The following is a 20,294-nucleotide window of genomic DNA, read 5'->3' as shown; positions in this document are numbered from 1 at the left end:
TTCGACGAGGGAGGGCGCAAGGTGTACGATACGATAGCCGGCCGCAGGAGGCGGCTGGGGCTGGCCGCCTAGGCCGTCCGGAAAAACGTCCGCACCCCCGAAAGGCATTGACGACGCTGATAAACGCAGATTTCGATACAGAATCGGCCAACTCAGTTCGGGAGCCATCGAAGCGACGAGCGATTCGACACCTAATCGAGACCGAAGCTTTCCACCGCAGTGGGCAGCGGAGCCTGCGCATCCACTGCTGCGCGCCTCATAGCGTCGAAGCCGCTGCCCTCTTTCTCGCAGGCGTTGATGAGTCCGAGCGTCTTCATGAGCGTGGGATTTCTCGCGTCGGAAACACCACCAGCGAGCATAACGTCCAAGGCAATGCGCAAACCGCCAGGGTTCTCGACCTCAATCCGGTCGGGATAGTCGACGGAGGAGCAGTGGCAACCCCCCATCTTCTCGCAAATCTTTAAGATGCTCTTGCTCCACGGATCCCCTTACAACGTTCCAGTCGCACGCTCCCCGAACGCACTTTACGTCGCGCCCATTATCGGTCGCAGGCGCAAAGTCATCTCGCGCAATACATGGCTTCTGAGCACTGCTTTCCCGAAGGCTGCAACATAGAGAAACTCAAAGAAAGGCCCGCGCATTCAGCAAGCGAGAAGCTCGGGCCCAGGGAGAGAGGGAGGGTGAAGTCGGAAAGCGTGCGGCTATTCCACCTCGGCGAACGACGGTATCGCAGCGGCGGCAACTGCCGACGTGGGGGCCGCGTCAGAAGCGTTCGACCCTCCCTGTTCAATCCATCATTTCCCGCTGCAAGCCGACACGCCGCGAGGCAGTTACTTCAGACGATCGCCTTCTTGGTCGACCACCTTCGCACGCTCGGCTTCCACTAATGCATAAAGCTCTTCGCGGGAATGGACGTCCATCTTCTTGTAGATATGGTAAGCATGGGTTTTCACCGTACCATCGGACATGCAAAGCTGCTCGCGAATACGTGGCCGCGTATGGCCTGCAGCCATAAGCTCGAACACATCTTTCTCTCGCTCGGTCAGGCTGTACCGCTCGGCCAAAGCAGATCGAGCGAGACGCGCCTGATCCTCAGCGCGCACGAGTCCTTTGCTGATAAGCCTTTGCTGGCGTTTTCGATCGACAAGTGTTGCAAACTGGAAGCAGCACATAGTGAGCGATAAGTAGAGGGGGAGCGCTTCGAACAAAGGCCAATACTCCGACCACGCCACCGGCAATTGGTCAGATCGGCCGAACGCAAGCGTACACAAAGAGTAGCCTATAAATAAAGCAGTGATGACAACCGCCTTTTCAGATATGGCGAGGAACGTCTCGTCAAGCCCCATCTGCTCTTTGATATCTGAGAGCTGAGCTGCAGACAGGGAGATCCACGATGCCCATGAGACAACGCCGCAAAATACCCACATTGCGTGCGTAAGAGCAGACGTCGACGTTAGATAGGGGGCAAACAATGCCCCTAAGATCAACAAGGGCGCCACCCTTAGAACGCTCGGACGAAGGCCTTTTTGGCGCGAAGAGGCGATGAGCAACAAGGCAGAGACAAGGGCGCCCCCTATGCTCACAAACCTATTCGGAGCAAGATCACCAACTGGCAAAGCTGCAAAGAAAAACAGTGGCGCCATGCACGCACCAAGGCAAACACGGCCCAAATAGAACGGCACTAACGCGGCAAGCCCATCAGCAGTAATAGTGCGCTCGCAAGTGGACAAATGCATTGTCCCCAGCATAAACGGCACCGCGCCGACAGCTCTCAAGACAGCGGCAACAGGGGCGCTCCAAGCGCCAATGGGGATAAGCGTCCCCAAGAAGTACACGAGAAATGCCACAAGAAGGCTAACGGCCACCACTCGCTCAGCTTCCTTTTTGCTGAGCGATACATATGCCAAACCCCAGAACACAATAAGCAGCGCATGGTGCAAACCATGAAGCACGAGCACCACAACCGCACTCCCGCCACCCATCGAGGCAACAAAGGGGAGCGCGACGTAAGCTGCCGTGGCGGCGCAAGCCACAGCAGCCAGCCCCTGCTGGACTCTTGGACGCATAAACTGCTTATAGATCGCAAGCAACGCGATGATCGTTACCGAAATAAACAGCCACAACACAACCCGCATCGTGGCATCCCCTTGAGCCTCCGCCCCGAACATTGGCCGCCACAAAGTAAGAAAGAGCACAGAGGCGCTCCAATATACGCCCCCAGTTATGGCGATCCACAGCGTCGTCCTCTTTTCCGACCCGCCCATACCTTTCCCTCTCTTCCGCGCAGAGCTCCAAATGAGAGCCTCATCCCTCCGGCAACGACCTCATCCCTCGGGCATGAGGTCGCCCTCTCTGACAAGGCAAAACAAAATTCAGTACCTTGCCCCGATTTTCGCGTCCCCGTTTTTCACCCATCATAACAGCCGCCGACAGCAAGTCGGAGGAGGACGGCAAATTAAGCATTTTGTCGCAGCAGACCCGCAATGAAAGGAAGGGGAGCATCAATCATGACGGAGATTGCAAACCAGGCCATTGGAAGACGTTCCTTCTTGAAAGGACTGGCCCTGGCCGGTGTTGGCGCGGCGGGAGTCGCCTCCCTTGGAGGCTGCGCCACGCCGTTAAGCGACACGGGAAACAGCAGCGCGGCTTTCGACTTCGCCCAAACCATCAACTGGGACGGCCAGTATGACGTCGTAGTCGTGGGCTTTGGCTCAGCCGGTGCCGTCACTGCCATGAGCGCTGCCGAAGCCGGGGCCTCTGTGCTCTTGCTGGACAAGGCTCCCCTTGGGCATGAGGGCGGAAACTCGCGTTACTGCGGCCAGACGTTCATGCACTCCAACGGAGACGAGCAGGCCGCGCGCGACTACTTTGTCGCCATGTGCGGCAGCATGCCCGTGGCGGATGACGTCGTCGACACGTTCGCCAAGGGCCTCGCCACTCTGCCTGAAGACTACGCGGAATGGTACGACCTCAACATCGAGGACTTCCGCACCGTCGACCAGCTGAGTCCCGCTTTCGCGTTCATGTCCCCCGAATATCCCGAGCTACCGGGATCCGACAAGATTTCCATGACCGCCTTGCACCAAGGCAACTCTGACGGCTACATGTGGCAAACGCAGCGCGAGGGGGTTTCATCTCGCCAAGACAAAATTGACGTATGGCTCGAATCGCCCGCACTCCACCTCATCCAGGATCCGCAATCGAAAACCATTGTCGGCGTGGAGGTACAGCGCAAGGGTGACAACCTCCTCATTCGGGCAAACAACGGCGTTGTGCTGACCTGCGGGGGCTTCGAGAACAATCCCGAGATGGTGCAAGACTACTTGGGCCTCACCCGCTGTGCCCCTCTCGGCACTTTGTACAACACCGGCGATGGGGTGCGCATGGCCTTAGAGGTGGGCGCCGATCTGTGGCACATGACCTCCTATGAGTCCATGATGATCTTCGGCGGCATGGGTTATCTTGTAGAAGAGGGCGAGCGCACTACCCTCATTCCTCTTCCCGCCAAAATCTACCACGGCAGCCTCGTTCTCGTCGGCAACGCAGGAAACCGCTACCTGCGCGAGGACGAACTTGCCCGTCACGGAAAGCACTATAGCAACGGCGGCTGGAAAGCCCCCAAGCATCCCAGCCGCAGCTTCCTCGTATTCGACCAGACTCAGCACGACTCCCTCGTCGCGAGCGGGCGACTGGATGAGGAGCGCTTCGCGAAGAAGCTCTCGGCGCCGACTATCGCCGAACTCGCCGAGCTCATGGAGGCCGATCCTGAGCAGCTTTCCCAAACCATCGCAGATTTCGGAAAGGCCGCCCAAGAAGGCTACGACCCTGCTTTCCGGCGCGCCCCTGAGACAATGCGGGCCTTCGATGACGGCCCCTTCTACGCCCTTGAGGTGATGCCCGACATCCTGAACACCCAGGGCGGCCCTCGTCGCAACGGCCAGGCAGAGGTGCTCGACACCGAGGGCAATCCTATCCCTCATCTTTACGCTGCAGGTGAGTGCGGCGGCATCGCGTCGAATATGTACCAGGGCGGCGGCAACATGGCCGAGTGCATGATCTTCGGGCATCTGGCCGGAACGAATGCCGCCACTGTGAAAGACCCCCTGCCGCCCTATATTGCCGAGGCAGTTGACGCCTCTCCCGCATTCACCTTGGGCGTCGAGAACGACCTCGCCGACACGGGAGATTACGAAGCGGCCGCTGGCGAATACATCGGCAAGGGCCAGGGAATTGGCGGCGACCTCATCGTTAAGGTCTCCATGGACGGCGAGACCATCGCCAACATTGAGGTGCTCGAGCAGCACGAAACCCCCGACATCGGCGGCAAGGCACTCGAGACCCTGCCTTCCATCGTAATAGAAGCCCAGTCTGTTGACGTCGACGCTATCAGCGGCGCGACTACAACGAGCAACGCCTTCTTCACGGCGGTGTCCGACGCCTTGAGCCAAGCCTAGGCACCCCGCTATCAAGTCCCTCCCTCAAAACGGCGCCGAGGCCATCCAGCTTCGGCGCCGTTCGTGTCGATCGCAACGCCCTGCCACCCAATCAACCCTTCCAGAAGAGCATCGAGTCGGAAGGGGCGACGGAGCAGACAGCTTGCCCGAAAGGCGCCCAATAGATCCGCTGCGCGCTCGTTTTGCGGTCGTTTAGCGGTCGTTTCGGTCGTTTTGCGGTCGCGGCCGAAACGGCATCTTGCGCGAAAGCGGCCGCTGGACACTTCCTCCGAGCGCCCTACAGCGCAAGCTCGTACATGATCACTTGGATGTCGCCGAGAGCGGGGTAGTACACGGTCCACTCGCCCTTGTCCGCAAACCCGCAGGACTCGTAGAGGCCGCGGCCGCGCACGTTGTAGGGGAACGTATCCAGGCGCAGGACCGAAAGGCCGTCGGCGCGGGCGATTTCCATGCCGCCCTGCAGAAGCTGGCGCGCGAAGCCGCGGCCGTGGTAGGCCGGCAGCGTGGCCACCACATGCAGCACGCCCACGCTCTCGGGCGGCGCGTCCACGCTCCACGGCACCGCCTCGTAGCCGGGCTCCCCCTCGTGGTTCACCACCATGGCGCTCGCGATGCCCTCCCCTTCCAACACGCCCACGATCATCTGGCCGTCCGCCACCGCCTCTCGCAGGAAGTCCTTCGAGGGATGGCCGTCGTGGCGCCACTGCACATCGAAATCGGTGCCCTGCATGCCGTCGATCATCTTCGCGTAGAAATCCAGCACGGCATCGATCTCGTCCGCCCGCGCCTTGCGCACCTCCAACATCGCCGCTCCCTTCTTGCGCGCATTCTTATCGAAGACAGTATAGCGTCGCCGCATCCTTGTCGAGCCCCTCAGAAGCCGGCAAAGCCCTCGGTTTCAGCGCGCTTGAGGGAAGGGAGGAAGCGAGACACGATCCAGGTGAGAATTTCCTCTTATCGAAACGCCGAAAACGACGGTCAAAGTCGCGTTGGCCGCATTTGAGCGGCGCTCAGCAGCTAGAGGCCGAGCAGGGGACGGTAGAGCGACTCGTCGGTTTCGGAGAAGACGTTGAACACCACCGTCATCGGTATGTCGGGATGCTCGTTAAGCCAGCGGCGCACCGAGGCGACGGCGATGGAGGCCGCTTCTTTTTGCGGGAAGCCGAACACGCCGGTGGAGATGCAGCAGAATGCGATGCTGGAAAGCCCCGCCGCGGCCGCCGCATCCAGACAGGCCCGGTAGCACTCGGCCAGCTGGCGGCGGTGCGTATCGGTGGGGCGCCCGTCGGCGATGGGCCCGACGGTGTGGATGACGCGGCGCGCGGGCAGATTGTAGCCGTCGGTCACCTTGGCCTGGGCCGTGGGCTCCGGGTGTCCCTGAGCCGCCATGGCCTTTGCACAAGCGGCGCGTAGCTGGACGCCGGCGAAGGTGTGGATGGCGTTGTCGATGCAGTAGTGCAAGGGCGCCCAGCAGCCGGTCATGCCGGAGTTGGCGGCGTTCACGATGGCGTCCACGGCCAGGGTGGTGATGTCGCCGCGCCACAAGCGCAGGCGCGGATCAACCGGGGAGGCCGTCGTGTCGGCGAGCGTTGCGATGCCCGCCTCGGCAATGAGCCCCTGCAGCAGCTCGTCCTGGGCAGCGAGGAATTCCGCAGGCGCGGGCCAGGACGGCCGCACGTTCGCAAGCGATCGAAAGGCGAGCCATAGCTTTTCGGCGGCCGCGCTCGTCAAGCCGTCCCGGACCACCTCGGCCGCCACCGGCGGCAAGGCGCGCCCGTGTAACTCACTCTCTTCGATGAGGTATTCCGCCAGATATTGCAGCAGCTCGCGCTTGCGCGCTTCGCCGAGAGTCTCGTACTGCATCGCGTTTTTCGCCACGTTCCCAACGTTATAGGATTCGCAATCCATAACCTATTCCTCCCTCGGAGGCCGCCATGAAACAAGAGCTCGCCTCCACCAGCCTAGCCGATTTGCTCGCCGACATCAAATAGAAGTGTTCCGGCGAATCGCCCCGTGTCTACTGATTGCTTCGCGCGCGAACCAAATTCGCGTAGTCCTGACGCTGATGAAAGATATGCGCCACCACAACGGTGTCACCTTCGTCTTGCGCTCCTTCAACGATTCCTTCCCTCAAAAGAATCGGTGCTGATGGGCGCTGCCACCGATACCCAGGCAGTAGGAGAAAGCGAGCTCGCCATCCAGCAATAGTGAGGAACAGCAGAGGTCCCGCCGACTGAACTGCAGCCGGCGGGGCCTTGCGTCCTTATGGCAGGCGCTGTCCAGCGGAATACGCTACTTGCCGAGGGTACTCCTTGGCGTCTTTCACGGCCAGACAGCCCGAGTTCACGGCCCAGCCGGCCTGGGAGCCGGGGGCGAACTTCACGTCATAGGAGTCGCCGTACAAACCGCCCGCATCGGAGCCGCCGGCGTACAGATCAGGGATGACCTGGCCCTCCTCGTCGAGTATCTGGGTCTTCTCGTTCACCTTGATGCCGCCGCAGGTGGTGTAGTAGCCGTCGCCCACATGGCAGCCCTCGGCGTTCATGAGATCCTCGCGGGCCTTCGCCAGCGGCGTGCCCGACGTGCCGAAGGAGAACACCTGGCCGTCGGGGCCCTGCGCTTCCCAGCGCTTCATATCGGTCTCGGTAAACAGAGCGAAGGTGCGATCCTGGTTGCGCACGGCAATACCAGCGCCGGCGAAGTCATCGATCCACAGGTCTTCCTTGCAGAAGCGCTCACCATTCTGGTTCAGCCACAGGGTGGGCTGCACGCCAGCGGAGTAGGCATCGGTAGTCCAGGTGGCGGTAACGGCGCCCAGGGTCACCGGGCCGCACCACATGACGGTGCCGAGCCCCTCAGCCATAGCGGCGCCGGCAGCCTTGGCCATCTTGACGTCGTCGCCATCGCGGCACTCCATACCGAGCGCCTGGATGTTCACATTCTTCGTCTCGGACACGCCGTAGAGGAACTCATGGTTGTTGGCGTAGCCGCCGGTGCCGATGCTGACGACCGGAGCTTCCACCTTGATGACGTTGCCCTTCTCGTCCTCGGCCAGAAGACCAACAACCTTGCCGTTCTCCATGATGAGTTGGCGCCCGAAGGTGTTGAAGCGGGCCTCGGTGCCCAGACGCTCGGCCTCGGCGCCGAAGCACTGCATGAAGTGGCCGCCGGGGCTGGCATCGTTACCCTTGTCGTACACGTGCCAAATCTTCGGGCCCGCGCCGATGGCGATGGAGTCGGCGAAAACGATGCCGTGGCCCTCAAGCCAGTCAATGATCTCCTTCATCTGGCCGAAGTAAGCCTCGTGCAGCTTGTGGGACGGAATCCAATGATGGTAGTTCAAGCAGGTGTTCAAGGCGTTCTTCACGCCGTAGGGCGCCGTGGGGTTGTAGGCGCCGGCGAACACCGGGCAGTTCTCGCCGGAGGTGTATTTGGTCTCCAGGCCGGTCATGCCCTCGGTGCCGATGAAGCTTCCGCCGTAGCCGCCCAAGCGCTCGATGACGACGGCTTTAAGCCCCATGTCGGCAGCCTGGATAGCGGCGGCCGTGCCCGTGCCGCCCGCGCCGACGATGCAGATGTCGGCTTGGATGGTTTCAGTCGGCTCGCCGAGCTCCGCGATCTAAGGGCGCCTTCAATTTCGAAGTTCCGACATCACTGGGCATTGTCGGTCTCATCGGCGATCACCTCAAGAAAGCGTTTCGCGAACGCTGCCCCGAGGTGCAGCTCACCCTCATCGAAATGCCCGACGACAACTGCGAGAGCTTCATCAGGCAGGGTCGCTATCACTGCGGGCTGCTCGTCTCCTCCGCGGGCGGGCGCTCGGGTTCTCCCTGCCCTGCATGAGCGGCCTGGCTGCTTTCTCCTGCCACGACAACATCCGCCCTATCGCGCTGGAGGGCTCCCGCTGGGGCTTCGGCGTTGTTCACGACAAGGTACCGGCGGAATCGAAGCTATCTTCGAGCAGTGCGTCGCCGACTGTGCTCAGCGGCTCACGATGTAGCAACGGATCGACGGCCCCTCCCTCCCCAGGCTGCACGGACCCTCCCCGTGCGGGTATTTTCATCAACTTTTATCACGTTTTATCATTGTTGCAAACACGTAGGCTGACCTGGTGATTCTACAGAAGCTGATCGCGAAGATAGTCTTTGAACATGGGCAGTTCGATGCGGATGCGCCCTTGGCCCACCTCGCCGACAATGCCCTGCTCCTGCAGACGCCGCTTATACTGCGAAGCGTAGTTGCTCCTTTTGCCCAGGCGCCTCGCTACATCCGCAAGCTCGCTGGGGCCATCATCTTCCAGCATAGCGACCAGAAAACGCACATCTCCTTTCGACAGCTCGCGAAACGTCGTATCGAACACCTTTCGCTGCAAGTCGTTACGCGCGAACCGCGAGCCCTCGAGAACATCGTCCTCCGAGATGAGCGGACTGTCCGGCGAGGCGTTCCAAGCGCGATAGCCGACGAGCTGCATCATGTAGGGGAAGCCGCCGATAAGCTGGACGGCTTCCTTAAGCGCTTCCGGCGTTGCCTCCCGACCGCCCTCGTTGAAGGTTTTACCAAGGGCCTCCTCCACTTCGAAGTCGGAGACGATACCAATGTTGTAGAAATTGGCACGACGCAAAAACGAAACAGACTTGTCTTGCAAAAGAGCACTGACATGGGCCGGCAGCCCCGCCATGAACAGGGCCACCTTGCGTCGCTCGCGCACGAAATGCTGGAACGCGGAGGCAAGCTGAATCATCTCGTCAAGATCGTCGCGCACCTCATCCACGGTGATAAGAAGTCCCGTGTCCGTTTCCGCGAGGGCGTCAAGGAGCTCGCCCATGCGAATGCGCCACGTGGGAGCCGCCTCCAAAGAATCGGAGAACTGCACCTCGGCGATATCGCCCAGCTTCAGGCTCGCCAGCTTCGCCGATGTGCTCGTATCTATCAGATGGGCACTCGCAGCATGAGCCTGCTGAACGATTTCCTCAAGCATCCCTGGAAGCGCCGACACGTTAACCGACACCCAGCCCTGCGCCTGGGCCGCATCGGAGAGGTAGGTGAGCAACGCCGTCTTCCCCGTGCCGCGTGCACCAGAGATGATCGTTGTGAGGTTAGGGTTGCCCACACCTTCCTCCAGAGCTGCAAGCAACTCACTGGTGATGTCCTCGCGACCCGCCATAAACGCAGGCACAACTCCGAAGGTAGGGGTAAAGGGATTGCTCGCCATCATCACTCCTTGACATCTTTTGCATCTTTTGCAATTTTTGCATCTTTTGCATCTTTTGCCAAGTCCGACAAAAGACGCTGTCGCATCAACCACCCTGCCAGCCCCACCTACAGCGGCATTGCTCGCAGAGGCTTTAGGGGGGAGCAGCGCCCAACAGGAAAGCGCGACAACTCTGCTTTCATTCAGGGTAAGACAGGGCCTCATCTCAGCGGTAGCTCTCGTTGGCATCGTCCTAGACAAGCACATCTATCGCAAATGCGCCGTCGGTACGCGCCAAGAACTCCTCGACCTGTTCGAGAGCAGAACGCAGACCGCGGATCCAGTCGACTGATCCTACAGCGCGAAGCGGTCGCGGGCGCGCTTGGGAGTGGCGGCGCGGGCGGCTTCTTGGCGGTCGTGCTGCCAGTTCATGAGGAACAGCACGCAGTCGGTGCGATTGCTGGCACGTAAGCGCTCGATTTGGCGATCGAACAGCTCAGCGTCGTTCAAGAACCCCGCATCGGCCAGAGCGCGCACCATGGCAATATCCCCCTCGCGCGCCACATACTGCACGGCCTCGGCGGCGCGCTCACGCAGGGCTTCCACAATGCGGTCGCGCATCTCGGGCACCAAGCGGAAGGGCGCCGCCACGCGATGGAGCAGAGCTCCGAGGTGATCGGGCAGGCCGCGCCCCACCAGCAATTGGTCGTCGTAACGAGCGAAATCGAAGGGAATGCCATCCTCGGCGTCTTCCAAGAAACAGCTTATGAGCTGGTCGGAAGTGATATGCACCACCGCATCGGCCGCAGCCAGGCGCACGATGGCGTATTCGAAGCTGCCCTCGCCGATGCTGGTGACGCTCGCGGGGATGAGCACGGGGCCGACCAACGTGCGCGAGCAGAAGCAGTGGGCCCCGATGGTGCGCAAGCCCTCGGGCAGCATCAGCTTGCGCGTGCCCTTGCAGGCGTTGCCGTCGCGCACCTCGCGCACCGTATCGGGAATGACAAGGGTGGCCGGGGCAGTGATGAGCGCGCGCTCGGCAACGTACGCGAGGGGCGCGCCGCCCACTTCCCGCGGCAGGGCCAGCCGATCAGCAGCGGACACCGGCGCCGCCATCGCGCTCGCCGCACTCGCCGCGGCCTCGCGAGCCGAGACAGCCGTGGCCCCCCTCATGCGGGCATGAGCCGCCGAGGAGAACTGACGCGAGGGCGAGTCGGGGGCCGGCGGACCCGCCACCAAATGGGCCGTGCGCATGCCGCCTCCTGCCGCAGCGCCGACTTCCCGCGCAGTGCCGACTTCCTTCGCAACGCCGCCCTCCCCTGCGACGACATCCCCCCCTGCGAAGCCGTACCAGCACTGGTTCTCTTCCACAGCCTGAAAATCGGTGACGCGGCCTCCGCAGCGGGCGACGATGCGGGCGAGCGCCATCGGATCGCCGGCACGCCAAAGCGTCTCGGGCGCCACCGAGCCATCCACTCGCCCAAGAGAATCGGGCGCATCGATGACGCGCGGCGCAGGGCACCCTTTGGCGAAAGCGGCGGCACCCACGACGCGCACGCCCGCAGGAACCTCAAAGCGCTCTTCGTAGGGCGCTTGCGCGAAAACGAGCCGCCAAGAATCCGCATCGTGCCTCGGTGAAGATGCCGGCAAGCCAAAGCCTCCACCCTCGCTACCGCCCGCACCCATGCGCTCGATGAGGCACCCGTCCTTCACGGCGAAGCGCTCATTGGCAGAGCTGACCGCATAGCTGCGCGCCTCCAGTCGCGGATTGGGCAGCGCCATATCTAAAGGCGCGGGATCGTAGGTGCGCACGCCAGCGCCCAGATACACCACATCAGCGCTCACCGAGCTGAAGGCCTGCGACCCCACCACTTCAACCGTATCGGGCACCACTAAAAGGCGCACCTGAGCACCGCTCGTGAAGCGGCGCGCGAAAGCCTCCGAAGCGATGCGCACCACCGGCACATCGTCGATAAACGATGGCACCACGACAATCAGGCTGTCGGCCCGAAGGTCGTGCTCGGCAAGTTTTCCCAAGTGAACAGCGGAGACGGCATAGCCCTCGCCATCGCGACGCACCGTTATGGGAACATTGGTGGCAAAGTACGCCTCTTCGCTCCGGAATGTTTCACGGCCATACATTGATGTTTCACGGGTGCTTGAGAGTGTTTCACGGTTTTTCACTGTTTCACAGTCGCGAGCCTCGTCTGCATTTCCCCGCGCCGGCTCCCCCGCCTGCCAGCGCGGCGTCTGCCCCAGCGTCCACAACTCGTGAGGTGAAAGCTTGCGCGCGGGGGCCACCGCCGTTGCAGCCCCGCCGCTAACATCCCCTTCGGCAGCTCCTTCGACAGACCGCCCGACCATGCTCGCGGTCGATCCCTCCCCGCCTTCCCCGCGCACGGCGCTTCCAATAAGACCCATGCGCTCCTCGTCGGTTATGCCCATGCCAAGCGCGCCCACGATGAGCAGGTCGCCATCGGTGCCATCAAACTCCTCAACCTCATCAAGAGCCGCATCGTGCACCCAGGGCTTATAGGGGGCCAGTTGGGGTCGCCAGTTCTCACCCTCAATGGGGTGTCCAGGTTCCTCAATCGCCACATCAGCCAGGGTCATACGCAGCGGGTTTTCTTGCGCCCGCGCAATAAGATCGCCAAGAGAAGAAGTTGCATCGCGAAAGACCACTGTGTTGCCGCTCATGATTTTGTGCACCTTCCCAATTTTGGCACCTGAAGGCCGTTTACCCTGCGTAAAGCCCATGCTACACTACGACCCATAGAGGCACAATGACAAAAGAATCTTGTTTTCTGGTCACAAAATCGACTTTTGAACTGTTCTGCGACGAATTGGCGCTCGTGGAAGGGGTAGCTGGTCGCTTTGCGGCGTTGATTTTATCGAATTGCATTAGAATCAATCTTCTCTTTCCCTCGATCAGAGTTCAAAAGTCGATTTTGTGACCAAAAATGAGGAAATGTTTGTCACTCGAACCGCGAAAGGAGGGGCCGTGCGCAAAAACGAGGTGGAGGCGCTGGCCCTCGATGCTCTCGACCTGGTGCGCAACGGGCTTTTGGTAAACCTGCGCTTCATGAGCGCAGCCTTTGCCCGACTCGCGCCCCTGCCCATCCCCGGCGCTACGCTCGCCACCGATGGCGCGCATTTGCGGTTCGACCCCGTCACCTGGGCGCGCACCTACGCCAACGACCCGGCCGAAGCTTCTCGCGCCTACCTGCACACGGTGCTTCACAACGTGTTTCTGCACCTTTACCCCGGAGCTGGCATCGATCCCCTTCTATGGGACATCGCCTGCGACATGGTGGTGGAATCGGTGATCAACCAGCTCGATCTTCCTGCCACGCGCACGGCCCAAGCGGCAGCCTCGCGTCCCGAGCTGGAGCGCATGGCCGAAGAGGCCGGCCTCATGACTGCCGAGCGTGTCTACGCCGCCCTGCGCGACCAACGCGCCGCCGGCGCAACCGACGACGAGCTCGCCCGCCTCGGCGCTCGTTTCCACGTGGACGACCATCGCCCCTGGCATGCCGTCATCATTGCCGAAGGAGAAGACGCATCGGGCAAGACGGGCGAGGCAACCGAAGGCGAGGGTCGCACGAGCGCTCCCGCCGCCAAGGCCGATACTTCCGGCACCGACATGGACATCCCCGATGAGGCCGCCGACGTTCCCTATTCCCACAAGGCGCACCGAGCGATGGACGCCGCCGACATCACCCAAAAGGACGCGCCCGAGAACGCCGCCCGCGCCATTGGCGAGCGCTTCGCCGACACCGTGCAGCTCGACCGCTCCCGCGAGCAATGGGAAAACGCGGCGCTGGAGATGGGCATCCAGCTGGACGCCTACGCGAAGCTGTGGGGCATCGAGGGATCGAATCTCGCCATGAACCTGCGCAAAGTGACCCGCGAAAAGCACGATTATCGGGCCTTCCTGCGCAAGTTCGCCCGCATGGGCGAGCAGATCCGCGTGAACGACGACGAGTTCGATTACGTGTTCTACACCTACGGCCTTGAGTTATACGGCAACCTGCCACTCGTGGAACCAGTGGAATTTGCCGAGGAGAAGCGCATCCGCGACTTCGTCATCGCCATCGACACCTCGGCCTCCACCAAAGACGGCCTCGTGCGGCGGTTCATCGAGCGCACCTATTCCATCCTGGCCGACGAGACGAGCTTCTTCTCGCGCATGAACGTGCTCATCGTGCAGTGCGACGCCGCCATTACCGACGTCGCGCGCATCACCTGCCTGCGCGATTTGGAAGACTATCTGGAAAATCCCACCATCAAGGGCCTGGGGGGCACCGATTTCCGTCCCGTGTTCGCCTACGTGGACGAGGCGCTCGCGTCCGGCGAGCTGAACGACCTGGGCGGACTCATCTACTTCACCGACGGCCAGGGCACCTATCCTGCACGTCGTCCCGCCTATGAAACCGCCTTCGTGTTCCTCGATTCCGACGATGCCGCAGCCTCGGCGCCCGTGCCCCCCTGGGCCATGAAAGTTATCCTGGATGAAACCTTCGTGCTAGAAGAGGAGCCACTATGAACATCCGCGAAGCAAAACAGCAGATCAAAAACGCCATGATTGCCTATTTCACTAAAGACGAGTTCGGCAACTATCTTCTGCCGCCCGAGCGCCAACGTCCGGTGTTCCTGCTGGGCGCGCCGGGCATCGGCAAGACGGCCATCATGGAGCAAATCGCCCAAGAACTGGAAGTGGGATTCGTGTCCTACTCCATGACCCACCATACCCGCCAAAGCGCGCTAGGCCTGCCGTTCATCGCGACGAAAACCTATGACGGCGTGGAATACCAGGTGTCCGAATACACCATGAGCGAGATCATCGCCTCGGTCTATGAGGCGATGGAGGCCACGGGGCGCCGCGAGGGCATTCTGTTCCTCGACGAGATCAACTGCGTATCGGAGACGCTCACGCCGGCCATGCTGCAGTTTCTGCAATACAAGATCTTCGGCCGCCATGCCGTGCCCGACGGCTGGATCGTCGTGACGGCCGGCAACCCGCCCGAGTACAACCGCACGGCCCACGACTTCGACATCGCCACGTGGGATCGCCTCAAGCGCATCGAGGTTGAGCCCGACTTCGATGTGTGGCGCGAGTTCGCCGTATCGACCGAGGTGCATCCCGCGGTCATCACCTACCTGGACATCGAGCGGTCCCACTTCTACGCCGTTGAGGCCACGCCCGACGGCGCGTCGTTCGTGACGGCCCGCGGCTGGGACGACCTGTCGGCGATGATCAAGCTCTACGAGGCCCAGGGGCTCACCGTTGATGAGCTGCTCGTGGAGCAGTATGTGCAAAACGGCGAGATCGCAAAGCGATTCGCCATGTACTACGACCTGTTCACGAAGTACCGCAGCGACTATCAGATCGATCGTATCTTGAACGGCAGCGCCGATGCCGGCCTGGCCGAGCGGGCCGCGGCGGCGCCCTTCGACGAGCGCGTGGCCGTCATGGGGCTTATCGTGGACGCCACGGTGAGCTGCTTGCGCGAGGCGGTTATGGAAGAGAAAGCAGCCGCGTTCGCTCATAGCGTGTTGGCCGATTTGAAGGAGCGCCTGGCCGCCGAAGGCGTGGCCGAAGACGCCGATGCGAGCGCGCTCATCCGCGCCACGACCACCGAGCTGGCACGCACCCGCGACACCGAACGGGCCGCGAGCCTGCTTTCCGACGAGCGCTACCGCTCCTTCGAGCGAACCATCAGTCTTCTTGACGAGGTGCTGCGCACAGGAGCCGATACGCCCGAGGGCGCCACGTTCAACCTGCTGCGCGAGCGCTTCAACGAGCGGCTCGACGAGCTGGACGCGGCCATCGACGAGGCGACGGCCGCCCTCGATAACGTGTTCAAGTTCGTGGAAGAGGCCTTCGGCGAGGGCCAGGAGATGCTCATGCTGGTGACCGACTTGTCCGTGAGCCGCGCCGGCATGGCCTTCATCAACGACCACGGGTGCGACCGCTACTTCGCCCACAACCAGAGTCTCCAGTTCTACGAGCGCGGTCACGACCTGGCCGCCCGCATCGACCGCATCACACTGGAAGAGGAGTAGCCCCCAGCGCGACCGCAGCGCCTTGCCCCGGCAAAGGATCCAAGCCACAGCAAGAGCAAGGCCGCGATCCCGGAAGGACCACGGCCTTGCCGCAGGCGACGCGTCGCCTATGGGAGAAAGCCCCGGGGCGCCCGATCACCCGGCGAGCGCCGCCATCGCGCTACGAGCACAGCACCGGCAGCGCCGCCATCTCGCTACAGGTACAGCACCGGTAGAGCCGCCAGAATGACCAGCAGACGCAGCATGAAACCACCCACAAGGACACCGCCCTCGCCGATGACGCTCACTACCATAGAGGTGGTGGAGGTCTCCACCTTTCGCGTGACAAACACCGGGTAGCCCTCGATGGCAAACGGCGCCACCAGGCCAAGCAGCACCAGACCGCCCCAGAACATTGGCGCGTACTGGCCCGACACGAGCGAGGCAACCGATGCGGCGCCCTCGGGACTGCCCGAGCTCACGATGATGAGCATGGTTGCAAGCACCACCATCTCGATAGCCGACAGAATCACGTGGCTCTTCTTGATGAGCCACATCTGCTCGAAGCGCTCACGATCGGTGATAAGGCCCACCAAGCTCGTAGCCGCCAGACCCGCCGACAGAGCCGACACCACGAACAGCACCGGCAAAATGGCGTTGTTCCACAGCGGGTAGGCGCTCACGACCCCCAGTAGAAAGCCGGTGTAGGCCGCCACGCAGAACGCGGATACGATACCTGTCCAGGTGAGCCACTTCGGCACCGGGCGACGCAGCACCTCAAGCAGCGCCGCGGCAATGGACACCGGCATGAACACGCAGATGAAGTACACGCCCAGCGTCATCACCGAGCCCGGGTTCATAATAAGATAGAAGAACCGCAGCGGGTTGTGCAGCCCGGCCTCGGCGTCCAACATGAGCATGAGCAGACCGATGCCCAGAAAGATGGGCGAGATAATGCGGCCCGCGACGCGCATCTTCACGCTGTCGGGATACTTCGCCTCCACAAAGGCTGAAGTGAGGAAGGCGCCGGCCGATGCGCCCGCCAAAAACAGGTACCAAGCGATCATAGATCCCCAAACCATTGATCATCACCTCACGTAGTAGATTTTCGCGGTGGTCAGGTCGCCCGCCAGCGGCTGGGCATTGGTGCGAGCGATTTCCTGGCAGATCTCGCTCTGCGGATCGTCCAGGTCGCCAAACAGGCGAGCGCCGGAGATGCAGGTGCCCACGCAACGCGGCGGGTTGCCCGGCTCGCCCTCGTACCAGCAGAAGCGGCATTTCTCGATAACGCCGGTCTTCTTAATCTGGATGCGGGCGCCGTAGGGGCAGGCGGCCATGCAGTACTTGCAGCCGATGCACCGTTCCTCGTCTACCAGCACCACGCCCGAGTCGGTCGTATAGGTGGCATGGGTGGGACACACCGCCTCGCAGGGAGCGTCCTCGCAGTGCATGCACTGCACTGGCACCACTTCCGCATACACGTTGGGGTAGACCCCCTGCTCCATCTCGTCGAATTTGATGAACGCCTCATCGGACTCGAGCCCGTTCACCATCTGACAGGCCACGCGGCAGGCGTAGCAGCCAACGCACTTCTTCGTGTTGATGAGCATTCCGTAACGGGCCATCAGCCTTCCACCTTCCTAACCTTCACCGCTACCTCTTGGCTCATGGTGGAGCCTACGCCGGGTTCCAAATGCAGCGGAACGAAATCCATCATGTTGAGGCCAAAGCCCTGGGCCCGAGTGAGATAGGGCGATGTGCCGCCGTAATGGGTGGGCAGAAACAGCACACCGGGCTTCAAGCGCTCGGTCACCTTCACAGCTACCTGGCCTGAGCACTCGCTGGAGGAAAGCTCCACCGTATCGCCGTCGACAATGCCCAGATCCGCGGCATCGGAGGCAGCCATCCAGAGCCGCTCGAGCTGATATTCCCGGGAGATGGCATTCAGCGCCTCCAGATTCAGCGTCATGGTGTGGGAGTGGATACCCTGCTTGCCGCCGATGAGGAAGAACTCGCCCTCGGCCGGCTCCACCAGACGCGGCACGTAGCCAATAACCGGGTTCAAGCCCGCTTCCGCCACCTTCGCCGAGGCGAACTGGAACTTCTCCGTCGGAGTCTTGAACGTCGGCGTGCCGAACGCGAAGCCGGGGTCAGCCAATTCCACGATGCCCGCCTCACGCACCGCATCGAGCGAGGTGCCCACGCTGGCCAGCTGCGCGTCGGCCAGCTCCTCCACGGTGAAGTCGAAGTACTCGCCCACGCCGCACGCCTCGGCCAGCCCGGCGAAGATCTCGTCGCAGGGGCGCGTCTCGGGATGGATGCGCTCGATCACCGGGGTGCGCAGTGCCACATAGTGCTTCTTGCCGCCGATGAACTCGGGCAGCTCCAGGCGCTCCAGCACCGTGCACTCGGGCAGCACGTAGTCCGACGCCAAAGCGGTCTCGCTCATTTGCACGTCAATAGTCACCACAAGCTTTGCCTGGGAAAGCGCCTCGCGCCACTTTGCCGGCTGCGCATACCCCTGCACGGCGTTGGAGTTGTAGAAGAACACGCCTTGGATGACGCCGTCGGCGCAGCCGTTCAGCACGGCCAGGTTGGTGCCGGTGCCCGAGAGCGCCAGCGGGTACTCGGCGTCGCCCAAACGCTTGGCGGCCGGCTTGGGCACCTCGGGGAACTTCACCGGATCCACGTCGCCCACCTTGGGCGAAGAGGTGATGAGCGCTCCGCCCTTCTGCCCCCAGCAGCCAAGAAGCGCATTCACGGCGCACACCGCGCGAGCCGTCTCGAAGGAGTTTTGATAGGCGCAGCCGAACGCTGCCCGCCAGGAAGGCTCGATAGCGCAGGCCGGTGCGGCGGCGGCCAGCGACTCGGCGATTTCCACGATGGTATCGGCCGGCACATCGCAGATGCCCTCGGCCCATTCCGGCGTGTACTCGGTCACTTGAGCAGCGAACTCCGGGAAGCCCACGGCGGACTGCTCAACGAACGCGTGATCGTACAGGTCGCGCGTCACCAGCACGTTCGCGATGCCGAGCAGGAACGCGATATCAGCGCCGGGCCTGATAGGCACCCAGTCAGTAGCAAAGACGCCGGTGTTGTTCAGGCGCGGATCCACGATGACCACCCGCGCCCCGCCCTCGGCCGCTCCGGCCAAGCTCTTCACCGAGGAGGGACGGATGCCATCGCCATAGCTGCGGCCGATGAACACCACCATTTTGGTGTTGGGGAAGTCCACCGAGAAGTTCTGGGCTCCCGTGGCTTCCTGAATACCGCTCTCTTTCGACAGATTGCAGGCAGCGGCATGGGTATACACGTTGGGTGAGCCGAGCGCGTTCATGAAGCGCTTGCTGTAGTACTTGCCCGAGGGGCGCGGATCTTGGATGATGGCCAGCGCCTCGGGGCCGGCCTCGGCGATGATCTCCTGCACCTTCGCGCCAATTTCGGACAGAGCGTCATCCCAGCTGATAGGGGCGAAGCTGCCGTCGGCGGCGCGCTTCATAGGCTGAGTCAGCCGGCCGTCGGAATAGGCCCACTGAGCCGCGCCGTGACCGCGACCGCAGAGCGTTCCCTTGGAATAGGGGTGCTCCTTCATGCCCTCGACGGTCCACAACCGCCCGTCGAGAGCGGTGGCGATCAGGCCGCACTTGCTGGAGCAGCCGTTGCACAGCGATGCGCCCTGAATCTTGACCGCGCCCGTGGCGGCGGCCTCGGCCTGCTCGGCCCGCCACGCGGCCACCGAGCAAGTGCCCACAGCAGCCAGCGCAGCGGTGGCGGCGGTACCCTTCAGGAAGGTTCGCCTGGTGGGATTGCAGTGCATTAAAGCCTCCTTCTCTTGCATATCTGCTTTCTCCTTGTCTGGGGAAGTCCTCGGTTTTTACCGAAGGGACACGGATAGGTCTCGGACGGCCGCCGCGAGAGCTACCGCCAGCTCGCGCCCATGGGCCAGAGCGCGAGCCAGCTCGTCGGTACGAGCCGAGGGGGGCGCCGACGAGAGCGCGGCCGCATGGGCGAGCAAGGTTTGCTCGTAAGCGTCCAGCCAGTCGAAATGCTCGGACAACAGCGCAAGAGCAGCCTCATGGTTTCCCGCATCGACGCACAGGGCCACCACCTCGGTCATGAGCGTCACATGGTCGGGCATGGCGCAAAACTCCATCGGCACCTCAAGTTCGAGAGCGCGATAAAGGGCCCGCATGTGCTGGGCGCTGTCACCGAGGAGCAGATGCCGGGCCGCACCAAACTCAGCCGAGACCCCTCTGCGGCGCTCCCGTCCATCGGCCCAAGGCTTATAAAGCGATTCGACGGGCACCGCTGCCGCGGGAGCGCCCAAGGTGAGCACCTCGTTCTCGAGTCGGCAGCGCACGGCGCCCACCGGCGTCGCGGGCGCTATCGCTAAATCGGCCGCTGTCGCACGGGCCGCCTCGTACGCCGCTTCATAGTCATCGCCCCATCGCGAGAACAGAGCTCCAATGGTGCTCAGGTAGGCTGCCTTGGCGCAGACGTTCGCCTGTGCGGCATCGCGCACGACCTCTCTCTCCGATGTTTGCGTGGTCGCACGCGCAGCCCCGCCTCTTGTCTCTTGCATTTCGCACCTCCTTCCGTTGGCG

The 20,294-nt window shown here is 62.4% G+C and carries 15 protein-coding genes; 3 read left to right on the top strand and 12 right to left on the bottom strand.

Annotated elements, in window-relative coordinates:
* Nucleotides 1-191: 191 nt before the first annotated feature.
* Entirely contained in the window at nucleotides 192-446 is a 255-nt protein-coding gene (locus tag ACW4QM_RS02985; protein ID WP_161128229.1) for an ATP-binding protein, read from the bottom strand.
* A gap of 384 nt (nucleotides 447-830) precedes the next feature.
* Nucleotides 831-2,264: a response regulator transcription factor gene (locus tag ACW4QM_RS02980; protein ID WP_161128228.1), complete on the bottom strand. Its 1,434-nt coding sequence runs from the start codon at nucleotides 2,262-2,264 to the stop codon at nucleotides 831-833.
* Between the two features lie 243 nt (nucleotides 2,265-2,507).
* Between ACW4QM_RS02980 and ACW4QM_RS02975 the strand changes: the two genes are divergently transcribed.
* Nucleotides 2,508-4,454 (top strand): FAD-binding protein, encoded by a 1,947-nt coding sequence (locus ACW4QM_RS02975; RefSeq protein ID WP_161128227.1) that lies wholly within the window; start codon nucleotides 2,508-2,510, stop codon nucleotides 4,452-4,454.
* A gap of 277 nt (nucleotides 4,455-4,731) precedes the next feature.
* Here ACW4QM_RS02975 and ACW4QM_RS02970 read toward each other — a convergent pair whose 3' ends face one another.
* The 6 genes from ACW4QM_RS02970 to ACW4QM_RS02945 form a co-directional block, all read right to left on the bottom strand.
* Nucleotides 4,732-5,259 carry a GNAT family N-acetyltransferase gene (locus ACW4QM_RS02970; protein WP_161128226.1) on the bottom strand — a complete coding sequence of 176 codons (528 nt, stop codon included), beginning with the start codon at nucleotides 5,257-5,259 and terminating at the stop codon, nucleotides 4,732-4,734.
* A 212-nt stretch (nucleotides 5,260-5,471) separates the two neighbouring features.
* Entirely contained in the window at nucleotides 5,472-6,362 is an 891-nt protein-coding gene (locus ACW4QM_RS02965; RefSeq protein WP_225885545.1) for a protein-ADP-ribose hydrolase, read from the bottom strand.
* A 355-nt stretch (nucleotides 6,363-6,717) separates the two neighbouring features.
* Entirely contained in the window at nucleotides 6,718-8,025 is a 1,308-nt protein-coding gene (locus tag ACW4QM_RS02960; RefSeq protein ID WP_279056550.1) for an FAD-binding protein, read from the bottom strand.
* A gap of 80 nt (nucleotides 8,026-8,105) precedes the next feature.
* The gene (locus tag ACW4QM_RS02955; RefSeq protein ID WP_272918790.1) at nucleotides 8,106-8,240 is read right to left on the bottom strand and encodes a hypothetical protein; all 135 of its coding nucleotides are present in this window, start codon (nucleotides 8,238-8,240) and stop codon (nucleotides 8,106-8,108) included.
* A gap of 331 nt (nucleotides 8,241-8,571) precedes the next feature.
* On the bottom strand, nucleotides 8,572-9,666 hold the full coding sequence (locus tag ACW4QM_RS02950) for an ATP-binding protein (RefSeq protein ID WP_237418924.1): 1,095 nt from the start codon (nucleotides 9,664-9,666) through the stop codon (nucleotides 8,572-8,574).
* A 333-nt stretch (nucleotides 9,667-9,999) separates the two neighbouring features.
* Entirely contained in the window at nucleotides 10,000-12,258 is a 2,259-nt protein-coding gene (locus tag ACW4QM_RS02945) for a hypothetical protein (RefSeq protein ID WP_418694058.1), read from the bottom strand.
* 388 nt (nucleotides 12,259-12,646) lie between these two features.
* Between ACW4QM_RS02945 and ACW4QM_RS02940 the strand changes: the two genes are divergently transcribed.
* Together ACW4QM_RS02940 and ACW4QM_RS02935 are read left to right on the top strand one after the other, a co-directional pair.
* Entirely contained in the window at nucleotides 12,647-14,191 is a 1,545-nt protein-coding gene (locus tag ACW4QM_RS02940; protein WP_237973924.1) for a vWA domain-containing protein, read from the top strand.
* Entirely contained in the window at nucleotides 14,188-15,711 is a 1,524-nt protein-coding gene (locus tag ACW4QM_RS02935) for an ATP-binding protein (protein WP_114538679.1), read from the top strand. Before ACW4QM_RS02940 ends, ACW4QM_RS02935 begins: the two co-directional genes overlap by 4 nt.
* A gap of 194 nt (nucleotides 15,712-15,905) precedes the next feature.
* Here ACW4QM_RS02935 and nrfD read toward each other — a convergent pair whose 3' ends face one another.
* From nrfD to ACW4QM_RS02915, 4 genes are read right to left on the bottom strand one after another with little or no spacing between them, the layout of a single operon-like run.
* Nucleotides 15,906-16,772, bottom strand: coding sequence for an NrfD/PsrC family molybdoenzyme membrane anchor subunit (nrfD, locus tag ACW4QM_RS02930; RefSeq protein ID WP_022738490.1), 867 nt, complete (start codon nucleotides 16,770-16,772; stop codon nucleotides 15,906-15,908).
* Nucleotides 16,773-16,778: 6 nt separating this feature from the next.
* The gene (locus tag ACW4QM_RS02925) at nucleotides 16,779-17,315 is read right to left on the bottom strand and encodes a 4Fe-4S dicluster domain-containing protein (RefSeq protein ID WP_022738487.1); all 537 of its coding nucleotides are present in this window, start codon (nucleotides 17,313-17,315) and stop codon (nucleotides 16,779-16,781) included.
* Nucleotides 17,315-19,507, bottom strand: a complete 2,193-nt coding sequence (locus tag ACW4QM_RS02920; RefSeq protein ID WP_455798177.1) for a molybdopterin-containing oxidoreductase family protein — start codon at nucleotides 19,505-19,507, stop codon at nucleotides 17,315-17,317. Before ACW4QM_RS02920 ends, ACW4QM_RS02925 begins: the two co-directional genes overlap by 1 nt.
* A 57-nt stretch (nucleotides 19,508-19,564) precedes the next feature.
* On the bottom strand, nucleotides 19,565-20,272 hold the full coding sequence (locus tag ACW4QM_RS02915) for a molecular chaperone TorD family protein (protein ID WP_114538678.1): 708 nt from the start codon (nucleotides 20,270-20,272) through the stop codon (nucleotides 19,565-19,567).
* Nucleotides 20,273-20,294 lie beyond the last annotated feature (22 nt).

Source organism: Adlercreutzia sp. CNCM I-6207, assembly GCF_977072305.1.
The sequence above is the reverse complement of the archived record's forward strand: the minus strand, read 5'-3'. Positions and strand labels throughout refer to the sequence as shown.